A 9,358-nucleotide genomic window follows, 5' to 3' on the forward strand; every position below is an offset into this window, starting at 1 on the left:
GTGGAGGCCGGGTGGGCCGTCGACGACGTCGGGACCGACTCCCCCGTGCCTCGCTCCCGCCCGACTTCTCGGCGGAAGGAGCGGCCAAGGGCGCTGCACCGTTCCGCCGCCCCGTGTCGGCGGTGCCGGAGCCGCGCCCCTTTCCGTGCCCCCACTCTCTCGTTCGCGCAGGTCGGGCCCCATCCGCGCGCGTACTCATCTCTCTGACTAGGTACGGCTACTCAGTCCTGCGCACTCAGACCCAGAACGCACCGTTGCCTACTGGTTACGAACGCGCCCGCGCTGCTACTCCCCCGCCGCTCTCCTGGGCCCGAATCCGGGACCCACGCGCGCGAGGCGGTGGCAAGCCGACGGTGGCGGCAGCGTTGTCAGTGGCGGCCGATACAGTCCCTGGCATGGCACGAATTGCGGTGATCGGCGCCGGGATGGGCGCGCTGGCGGCCGCCGCCCGGCTGGCCGTCGCGGGCCACCGGGTGGTGGTGTACGAGCGCGCGGCGACGTACGGCGGGTCGGTGGGCGTCGTCGAGCGCGACGGCTTCGTCTTCGACACGGGCCCGGGCCTGCTGCCGCTGCCCGCGGTCTACCGCGATCTGTTCGTCAAGACCGGCAAGGAACCCCTGGAGAAATGCGTCGACCTGGTCCAGGTGGACCCGGCCTCGCACCACGTCTTCGCGGACGGCACGGAGGTCTCGCTGCCGAACGCCTCACGCGCGGGAGTCGTCTCGGCCCTGGACACGGCCCTCGGGGCGGGCGCCGGAGAGCGGTGGGGCGAGTTCCTGGTGCGGGCGCGCGAGGCCTGGGACCGTACGCGCCGACCGCTGCTCGAAGAACCCCTGTGGCCCAACTGGCAGGTTCTCGCCGAGCGTGACCCCTATCCGCCGGTCAAGCAGCGGCGTCTGCTGCGCACCCGGGTGGCGACCACACTCGCGGAGGTCGGCGCCCGGGAGCTGGGCGACCCACGGCTCGCGGCCCTCCTGGAGAGTCACGCCCTCGCGTACGGCCTCGACCCGCGCGTCGCTCCGACCGCCGCGACCGTGCTGCCGTACATGGAGCACGCCTTCGGGACGTGGTATGTGCGCGGTGGGATACGGGAGTTGGCGCGGGCGGCGTACGAGCGGTGCCTGGCCCGGCGGGTCGAGTTCCACTTCGATACGGCCGTCGAGCGGATCGTCGAGAAGGACGGCCGGGCGGCGGGCCTGGAGCTGGCCGACGGCACCCTCGTAGATGCGGACCTCGTGGTCGCGGGCTTGGCGCCCGGAGTGCTGGACCGGCTGACCTCCGGGATCGCGCTGCACGGCGACGGCGAAGTTCCGCCCCGGCGGGGGCTGCCGAGCCGCCTGACGGTTCATCTGGCGTTGCGCGGCGGGCGGCCGGAGGGGGTTGCTCATCGGACGGTCGTGCACGCGGCGGATCGCGAGGCGGAGCTGCACGCGTTGTTCGGCGACCGCCCCGGACGTACGGCTGCTACGGGCTCCGGAGTCCCGGCCGCGCCCACGGTGACCGTGCTGCGTCCCGGCGATCCCGCGCTGGTGCCGGACGACGACCACGAGGCGGTCGCGCTGCGCGTCACGGTGCCGTCAGGCCTGGCGCCGGCCGAGGACGACGTGGAGCGGGTACTCACCGCCGCCGAGCGCGCGATACCCGGCCTGCGCGAGCGCCTCCTCTGGCACGAGGTCCGTACGCCGGCGGACATCGCGGAGGCGACGGGCGCGGACGGCGGCGCCGTTCCGGCCCCGGCGCTGGCCGCCGCGGGCGGACGTCTGCTGCACCGGGCCAACAGCACCCGTCTGCCGGGCCTGTTCACGGTCGGCGGCTGGGCACACCCCGGCGGCGGACTGCCGCACGCGGGCATGTCGGGCGCGCTGGTCGCGGGACTGATCGTGGAGGGACCGGACTTCCAGGGCTCCCAGTAAGGGCCCGACAGGTCCCGAAAGGATCCTGCCGCCGCTGTCAGAACCGATACTGCTCAGAACCGGTACTGCTCGTCGTACCCGTTGCCGTTCCCGTTGCCCTCGTACGGGTACTGCTGCTGCTCCGGCGGGAGTTCGCCGCCGTACGAGTCGTCGGAGCGCTGCTGCGGAACCCAGACGCCGCCGGGCGGGGTTTCGCCGCCGTAGCCTCCGCCTGCGTACTGGTCCTGGGCGTAGCCCTGCTGCTCGTACTGCTGCTGCGAGGCGTCGTAGGGCGAGTCGTACGAGGTGCCCCCGTACGACTGCGAGCCGAGGTACGGGTCGGAGTAGGCGGCGTACTGCTGCTGGCCGTTGTCGTAGCCGTACTGCTGCTGGTCGTAGCCGGAGTAGCCGTCGTACCCGTAGTTCTGGCCGGCGAAGTCCTGGGACTGGGTGGATGCCGCGTAGGCCGGGTCGGTGGCGGCGGCGTAGGCGGTGTCGCTGTAGACGCCGTAGTTGCCCGTGTCGTCGGGCAGGGGCTGCGGCTCGTAGACAGCGGTGGACTCGGCGGCCGTCTCGGCGTGCTGCCCGAAGCTGTCGGAGCGCTGCCCGAAGACGGACTCCTCGCGGCCGTAGAGGTCGTCGCCCTGGCCGAAGTTGTCCCGGGGACGCATTCCGCCCTCCGCCGCCTGGAGGTCGGAGACCTCGAGCGTCGGATCGCGGTCCGGCTCGCCACGGCGGCGCTTGTTGGCGCCCGGGCGGCCGGCGACGGCCCAGCCGGCCGCGAAGCCGCGGCGGAACGACAGCGTGACGTAGGTCTGGCCGACGGCGAACGCGGCGGCGCCCAGGCCGATGACCGGCACGGACGGGATAAGCACGCCGATCACCACGCCGAGGAAGCCCGCGAAGGCCAGCAGCCGCCAGCGCAGCCGTGCCTTGTACTGCAGCAGGACCTCGCCGAGCAGCCACAGCGCGACGATGCCGAACGCGATATAGAGGACCGTCCAGCCCATGTACGCCCCTCTCCCAGTGGCCGTTACGCAGTGTGTCGTACGAGGATGCGTCCGGTCTAGGCCTGCTGTGGGTGGTGCAGCCCCAGATTCTCGTAGATTTCCAATGTCGCGGTGGAGTTGTTCAACGTGATGAAGTGCAGTCCGGGGACTCCCTCGGCCAGCAGCCTCGCGCAGAACTCCGTAGCGAACTCGATTCCAATGGAGCGTACAGCCGCCGGATCGTCCTTGGCTGTGAGGATCCTGTCTTTCAGGGCGTCCGGGAACGAGGCGTTGCTGAGCTTGGGGAGACGTTCCAGCATCTTCACGCTGGTCACGGGCATGACTTCGGGGATGACCGGGGTCTCGCAGCCGGCCGCGTCGACTCGGTCACGCAGCCGCAGGTACGACTCGGGGTGGAAGAACATCTGCGTGATCGCGTAGTCGGCGCCGGCCCGGCATTTGTCGACGAAGTGGGTGACGTCCATGTCCCAGTCGGCGGAGCGCGGATGCATCTCGGGGAAGGCCGCGACGCCCACGCAGAAGTCGCCCGACTCCTTGATGAGTCGGACGAGTTCGGCTGCGTAGGTCAATCCCTGGGGATGCGGGACCCAGTCGCCCATGGGGTCGCCCGGCGGGTCGCCGCGCACGGCGAGCATGTTCCGGATCCCGGCGTCCGCGTACTGGCCGATGATGTTGCGCAGTTCGGCGATGGAGTGGTTCACGGCGGTGAGGTGGGCGACCGGGGTGAGCGTCGTGTCCGCGACGATCTGCTCGGTCTCCTTCACCGTGCCGGCGCGGGTCGAGCCGCCCGCTCCATAGGTCACCGACACGAAGTCGGGGGCGACGGCCTCGACGCGGCGGAGCGCGTTCCACAGGTTCCGCTCGCCCTTCGGGCTCTTCGGCGCCGCGAACTCGAACGAGTACGTCGTCTTGCCGGTGGCAAGCATGTCACGCACAGTGCGTGCGCGGTCAGTCCTGGTGGACGCAGATCCTAGGGCCATACCCGCAGGTTAGTCAGGGGCTGGCGGTCCCCCAACCAGACGATGAAAATTGCCCGGTTTGTCGGTCAATTGTCCATGCCTCGGACAACTATCGGACAACTAACCGTGACGCAATCGTTTCGAGAACTCCCGAGCCGCCGCGCCCGGATCATCGGCTTCCGTGATCGCCCGTACGACGACGACGCGGCGGGCGCCCGCTTCGAGGACCTCGTCGAGGTTGCCGAGGTCGATGCCGCCGATGGCGAACCAGGGGCGGTCGGTGCCGAGCGCGGCCGTGTACCGGACAAGGTCCAGGCCCGGCGCGTGGCGGCCAGGCTTGGTGGGCGTCGGCCAGCAGGGGCCCGTACAGAAGTAGTCCACGCCGTCCTGGACGGCGGCGGCTGCGGCCTCCGGCCCGGCGTGTGTGGAGCGGCCGATCAGGATCTTGTCGCCGAGGATCGCGCGGGCGGCGGGGACGGGCAGGTCGCCCTGGCCCAGGTGCAGCACGTCGGCGTCCGCCGTGTGGGCGACGTCCGCGCGGTCGTTCACCGCGAGCAGCTTGCCGTGCCGTGCGCAGGCTTCGGCGAACACCTGGAGGTGTTCCAGCTCCTCGGCGGCCTCCATGCCCTTGTCGCGCAGCTGCACTATGTCGACGCCGCCCGCGAGGACCGCGTCCAGGAACTCGGCGAGGTCGCCCTGGCGCTTCCGGGCGTCCGTGCAGAGGTAGACGCGGGCGTCGGCGAGCCGCGCGCGTGCGGTGGCTTCGGGCATGCGGAAATCCCCCGTTGTCGGTGGCGTACGGGCCCTCCCGCACCGGGCACGGCCCGTACGCCGGACGGTGTGTTCAAGTCAGACGGCGAGCGCCTGGGCTCGGCGCTTCACCTCCGTACCGCGGTTCTCACTGAGGGCCTGCGCGGGGGTGCCGGGCAGGCTCGGGTCCGGGGTGAAGAGCCACTCCAGCATCTCTTCGTCCGTGAAGCCGTCGTCCTTCAGGAGCGTCAGGGTGCCGGACAGGCCCTTGACGACCTTGTCCCCGTCGATGAAGGCGGCGGGGACGTGCAGCGCTCGGTTCTCACCACGGCGTACGGCGATGAGCTGGCCTTCCTTGACCAGCTGCCGCACACGGGTCACCTCGACGCCGAGCTGTTCGGCGATGTCGGGGAGGGTGAGCCAGGCGGGGACGAGAGCATCGATTTTTGCGTCAATCTCGGTCACGGGATTAAGCCTGCCATCCCGGACTGACAGTCGGAAGTCGTGGCCGCCCAGCCTGAGCCGTTCGCCGGACCCCGGAGCCTGCGCCGCCCAGGCCCCTTGGCCGGACTCCGGCGGTCTACGCGGTGGCCGATTTCGCCGATTTCAGCGGCCGGGACGGGTCCGACAGCAGCTCCGGATTCATCGGGACTCCGGCCTCGATCAGCTTGCGTCCCTGCGCCAGGTCCCGGGGCCGTCCCACCGCGAGCACGGCGACCAGCCGGTTCTCCCGAAGCCAGCACACCGACCAGGCCGGGCCCGTCGGGTCACCGCGCCAGATCGTGGCGTCCGCGCGCGCGTGGTGGCCCGCGTACTGCACGAAGCGGCCGAACTGCTCGGACCAGAAGTACGGCACGGGGTCGTAGGCGGCGGGCGTCTCGCCGATGATGTTCGCCGCGACCGTACGGGGCCCCTGGAGGGCGTTGTCCCAGTGGTGCACCAGGAGACGCTCGCCGTACCTGCGCGAGGGGAAGGAGGCGCAGTCGCCGACCGCGTACACGTCCGGGGCGGAGGTGCGCAGATGATCGTCCGCGACCACCTCGCGATGGGCGCCGAGCTCGATCCCGGACCCGGTCAGCCAGGCGGTGGCGGGCCGCGCCCCGATGCCCACGACGACGGCGCCCGCGGGCAGCCGCGAGCCGTCATCCAGCACGACCGCGCCGGGTTCGACGTGCTCCACGCGCGCGTGGGTACGCAGCGAGGCGCCGCTGTCCGCGTACCAGGCGGCCATCGGAGCGGCCACCTCGGCGGGCAGCGCGCCGGCCAGTGGCCGGTCGGCGGCCTCGACCACGGTCACCGCACACCCGGCCTCGCGCGCCGCCGTGGCGAACTCGGCGCCGATCCAGCCCGCGCCGACGACCACGATGTCGTGCTGCCGGGCGAGCACGGGCCGCAGCCGCTCGGCGTCGTCCAGAGTGCGCAGCAGATGCACGCCCTGTACGCCCTCCGCGCCCGGCAGCCGCATCGGTTCCGCGCCCGTCGCGATGACCAGGACGTCGTACGGAACGGGGCCCATGGCCGTGTCGAGTCCGTGATCGAGGGGGCGTACGCCGGTCACCTCGAGCCCCAGGCGCAGCTCGACGCCCAGTGCCTCGAAGTCGACGTCGAAGGCGGAGCCCTCCGCCGTGCCGAGCAGGATGGCCTTGGAGAGCGGCGGGCGGTCGTACGGCTGGTGCGGCTCCGCGCCGATCAGCGTCACGGTGCCGGTGAAACCCTGTTCCCGCAGGGCGACCGCGGTCTGCACGCCGGCCATGCCCGCGCCGGCGATCACGACACGTCGTCGCGCCGTCCGGCTCCGTTCCCGCGTCTGCTCGTTCACCCGATCACCATAGTCAACTGACGTTGCGTCAGTCAGCGGGAGCGATCAGTGACGTCGTGCACAGCCGTCATGTCGTCCCGCGCAGCCATCAGTGGTCGTCGGCGGGCTGCTCCACCACGCTCGTCCCGCTGCCCTCCTGCGACTCCCACTCCCAGGTCTCCTCCAGGCGCACGCGCCCGTCGGCGAGCTCGGCCACCTGGGACACACAGTGCCCCGAGGAGGTGCTGCCGTCCCGCTTCAGCTGCACGTAGCGGAAGTCGAGGCGGTCACCTTCACGCGTACCCACGAGGTGGCCTCGTACGACGTCGCCGCCCGCGTACTCGGCCCAGATCTCGCCGTCCTCCTCGTGGTACGTGAAGCGGGTGCGCGTACCGACCTGACCTGGGGCTTGGTCCGCGACCGGGGCGAGAACGAGACCGTCGAGAGATCTATAGGGCGGGGCGGAGCCCCTCGGTTGAGGGTGGTGGTGGGTGACGGGCGGGCGGGCCATGAGGTACGGCTCCCTTACTGAGCTATGACACGAAGAGTTAGGGTGGCCAACGTAGAGCACTCGCGGGAGTCCGGACGTACCGGGCTGAGAGGGAGGCTGGGACGGCCTCCGACCGTACGAACCTGATCCGGGTCATGCCGGCGAAGGGAGGGGCTGGACGCCCATGTCGCGTACATCGATCGCATCACAAGCGTCGTCGAGCACATCAGACACTTCTCACACATCTGACGTCCTGGTCGTCGGCGGCGGCATCATCGGCCTGGTGACGGCCTGGCGGGCCGCGCAGCGCGGCTTCGCCACCGCACTCGTGGACCCCGAACCCGGCGGCGGAGCGGCCCAGGTGGCCGCCGGAATGCTGGCCGCCGTCACCGAGCTCCACTACGGCGAGCAGACCCTGCTCGGCCTCAATCTCGCGTCCGCCCGGCGCTATCCGGAGTTCGCCGCCGAGCTCACGGAGGCGACCGGCCTGGCTCTCGGCTATCGCCAGTGCGGCACGCTCGCCGTCGCGCTGGACGCCGACGACCGCGCCCATCTGCGCGAACTGCACGCCCTGCAAACCCAGTCGGGCCTGGAGTCGGAGTGGCTGAGCGGGCGCGAGTGCCGGCGCCTGGAGCCGATGCTCGCGCCGGGCGTGCGCGGAGGGCTCAGAGTCGACGGCGACCACCAGATCGATCCACGGCGGCTCGCCAAGGCGCTGGTCACGGCGTGCGAGCGGGCCGGAGTGGTCTTCCACCGGGTCTGGGCGGAGCGGCTCAGCGTCGCAGGTGACCGGGCCACCGGAGTCGTCACCACCGACGGGACCGAGTTGGCCGCGGGCCAGGTCGTCCTGGCCGGGGGCAGCCTCAGCGGGCGGCTCGCGGGCGTTCCCGACGCCGTGCTGCCGCCCGTACGGCCGGTGAAGGGCCAGGTGCTGCGGCTGACCGTGCCGAAGCGGTACGCGCCGTTCCTGAGCCGCACCGTGCGGGCCGTCGTCCGGGGCAGCAATGTATACCTGGTGCCGCGCGAGAGCGGTGAGCTGGTCGTCGGCGCGACGAGTGAGGAGCTGGGCTGGGACACTACGGTGACCGCGGGCGGCGTGTACGAACTGCTGCGCGACGCCCATGAGTTGGTCCCCGGCATCACCGAACTCCCGCTCACCGAGACCCGCGCGGGACTGCGCCCCGGCTCCCCCGACAACGCGCCCCTGCTCGGCCCGACGGAGCTGGACGGCCTGCTCCTGGCCACCGGTCACTACCGCAACGGCGTCCTGCTCACCCCCGTCACGGGCGACGCCATGGCGCACCTGCTGACCACCGGTGAACTCCCGGAGGAGGCCCGCGCGTTCACGCCCAAGCGCTTCAGTACGGCCCGCACGGAGCAGCCCGTATGAACGTCTTCGTCAGGAACGCCTTCTCCATGAACGTCTTCGTCAACGGTGAGCGGCAGGAGATCGCCACCGGCACCGCCCTCGACGCGCTGGTCGCCACCCTCACCAAGGCGCCCTCCGGGGTCGCCGCCGCGCTCAACGAAACCGTCGTCCCGCGCGCGCAGTGGCCGGACACACGCCTCTCCGAGGGAGACCGCATCGAAGTCCTCACCGCCGTCCAAGGAGGCTGAGCCATGGCCGACGACCCGTTCCTCATCGGCGGTACGTCCTTCACGTCCCGCCTCATCATGGGTACCGGCGGGGCGCCCAGCCTCGATGTGCTGGAGCGCTCGCTCGTCGCGTCCGGCACGGAGCTGACGACGGTCGCCATGCGGCGCGTAGACGCTTCCGTGCAGGAGTCGGTGCTGTCCGTGCTCGACCGGCTCGGGATTCGGGTGCTGCCGAACACGGCTGGGTGCTACACGGCCGGGGAGGCCGTGTTGACGGCTCGGCTTGCTCGTGAAGCGCTTGGTACCTCGTTGGTGAAGCTGGAGGTCATCGCTGATGAGCGGACCTTGCTGCCGGATCCGATCGAGTTGCTGGACGCGGCTGAGACGCTCGTCGATGACGGGTTCACTGTGTTGCCTTACACGAACGATGATCCCGTTCTCGCTCGGAAGCTGGAGGATGTGGGGTGTGCCGCGATCATGCCGCTCGGGTCGCCTATCGGGTCAGGGCTGGGGATTCGGAATCCTCACAACTTCCAGTTGATCGTGGAGCACGCGCGCGTGCCGGTCATTTTGGATGCGGGGGCCGGTACGGCGTCTGATGCCGCGCTTGCCATGGAGCTGGGGTGTGCGGGGGTGATGCTCGCGTCTGCCGTTACTCGGGCGCAGGAACCGGTGCTTATGGCTGAGGCAATGAAGCATGCGGTGGAGGCGGGGCGGTTGGCTCGGCTTGCGGGGCGGATTCCTCGGCGGCACTTTGCTGAGGCGTCGTCTCCTGCGGAGGGGTTGGCTCGGTTGGATCCGGAGCGGCCCGCGTTCTGAGTGGACGGGGGGGTTCTTTTCCCCACCCCCCCCCCCCCCCCCCG

General features: G+C 71.0%; 10 protein-coding genes and 1 riboswitch. Of the genes, 4 read left to right on the top strand and 6 right to left on the bottom strand.

What is annotated here, in order from left to right; all coding sequences use genetic code 11:
* The first annotated feature begins 395 nt into the window (after positions 1-395).
* Complete coding sequence (locus tag G6048_RS44255) at positions 396-1,913, top strand: phytoene desaturase family protein (protein ID WP_165345274.1); 1,518 nt, start codon at positions 396-398, stop codon at positions 1,911-1,913.
* A 53-nt stretch (positions 1,914-1,966) separates the two neighbouring features.
* Here G6048_RS44255 and G6048_RS44260 read toward each other — a convergent pair whose 3' ends face one another.
* The 6 genes from G6048_RS44260 to G6048_RS44285 all read right to left on the bottom strand — a co-directional run bounded on the left by G6048_RS44260 (position 1,967) and on the right by G6048_RS44285 (position 6,920).
* Complete coding sequence (locus tag G6048_RS44260; RefSeq protein ID WP_165345275.1) at positions 1,967-2,902, bottom strand: SCO2102 family sporulation regulator; 936 nt, start codon at positions 2,900-2,902, stop codon at positions 1,967-1,969.
* Between the two features lie 56 nt (positions 2,903-2,958).
* Positions 2,959-3,882, bottom strand: a complete 924-nt coding sequence (gene metF, locus G6048_RS44265) for a methylenetetrahydrofolate reductase [NAD(P)H] (protein WP_165345276.1) — start codon at positions 3,880-3,882, stop codon at positions 2,959-2,961.
* A gap of 99 nt (positions 3,883-3,981) precedes the next feature.
* Positions 3,982-4,632, bottom strand: a complete 651-nt coding sequence (thiE, locus tag G6048_RS44270) for a thiamine phosphate synthase (protein WP_165345277.1) — start codon at positions 4,630-4,632, stop codon at positions 3,982-3,984.
* A 78-nt stretch (positions 4,633-4,710) separates the two neighbouring features.
* The gene (locus G6048_RS44275) at positions 4,711-5,076 is read right to left on the bottom strand and encodes an Rv2175c family DNA-binding protein (RefSeq protein ID WP_165345278.1); all 366 of its coding nucleotides are present in this window, start codon (positions 5,074-5,076) and stop codon (positions 4,711-4,713) included.
* Between the two features lie 115 nt (positions 5,077-5,191).
* A complete protein-coding gene (locus G6048_RS44280) occupies positions 5,192-6,430 on the bottom strand; it encodes an NAD(P)/FAD-dependent oxidoreductase (RefSeq protein ID WP_165345279.1) in 1,239 nt (412 codons plus the stop codon).
* A gap of 88 nt (positions 6,431-6,518) precedes the next feature.
* Positions 6,519-6,920: a hypothetical protein gene (locus tag G6048_RS44285; RefSeq protein WP_165345280.1), complete on the bottom strand. Its 402-nt coding sequence runs from the start codon at positions 6,918-6,920 to the stop codon at positions 6,519-6,521.
* A gap of 52 nt (positions 6,921-6,972) precedes the next feature.
* A riboswitch (TPP riboswitch) is annotated at positions 6,973-7,086 on the top strand.
* Here G6048_RS44285 and thiO point away from each other — a divergent pair.
* The 3 genes from thiO to G6048_RS44300 all read left to right on the top strand — a co-directional run bounded on the left by thiO (position 7,084) and on the right by G6048_RS44300 (position 9,314).
* The gene (gene thiO, locus G6048_RS44290) at positions 7,084-8,289 is read left to right on the top strand and encodes a glycine oxidase ThiO (protein ID WP_165345281.1); all 1,206 of its coding nucleotides are present in this window, start codon (positions 7,084-7,086) and stop codon (positions 8,287-8,289) included. (Overlaps the previous riboswitch by 3 nt.)
* 26 nt (positions 8,290-8,315) lie before the next feature.
* Complete coding sequence (gene thiS, locus G6048_RS44295; protein WP_165345283.1) at positions 8,316-8,516, top strand: sulfur carrier protein ThiS; 201 nt, start codon at positions 8,316-8,318, stop codon at positions 8,514-8,516.
* Positions 8,517-8,519: 3 nt separating this feature from the next.
* Positions 8,520-9,314, top strand: a complete 795-nt coding sequence (locus G6048_RS44300) for a thiazole synthase (protein ID WP_165345282.1) — start codon at positions 8,520-8,522, stop codon at positions 9,312-9,314.
* Positions 9,315-9,358 lie beyond the last annotated feature (44 nt).

It is taken from the genome of Streptomyces ureilyticus, from assembly GCF_011045025.1.
Taxonomy (GTDB): Bacteria; Actinomycetota; Actinomycetes; order Streptomycetales; family Streptomycetaceae; genus Streptomyces; species Streptomyces ureilyticus.

Coding starts and splice junctions, on each gene's coding strand:
- G6048_RS44255 (WP_165345274.1), top strand. CDS start 396: ATGGCACGAATTGCGGTGATCGGCGCCGGGATGGGCGCGCTGGCGGCC.
- G6048_RS44260 (WP_165345275.1), bottom strand. CDS start 2,902: ATGGGCTGGACGGTCCTCTATATCGCGTTCGGCATCGTCGCGCTGTGG.
- metF (WP_165345276.1), bottom strand. CDS start 3,882: ATGGCCCTAGGATCTGCGTCCACCAGGACTGACCGCGCACGCACTGTG.
- thiE (WP_165345277.1), bottom strand. CDS start 4,632: ATGCCCGAAGCCACCGCACGCGCGCGGCTCGCCGACGCCCGCGTCTAC.
- G6048_RS44285 (WP_165345280.1), bottom strand. CDS start 6,920: ATGGCCCGCCCGCCCGTCACCCACCACCACCCTCAACCGAGGGGCTCC.
- thiO (WP_165345281.1), top strand. CDS start 7,084: ATGTCGCGTACATCGATCGCATCACAAGCGTCGTCGAGCACATCAGAC.
- thiS (WP_165345283.1), top strand. CDS start 8,316: ATGAACGTCTTCGTCAACGGTGAGCGGCAGGAGATCGCCACCGGCACC.
- G6048_RS44300 (WP_165345282.1), top strand. CDS start 8,520: ATGGCCGACGACCCGTTCCTCATCGGCGGTACGTCCTTCACGTCCCGC.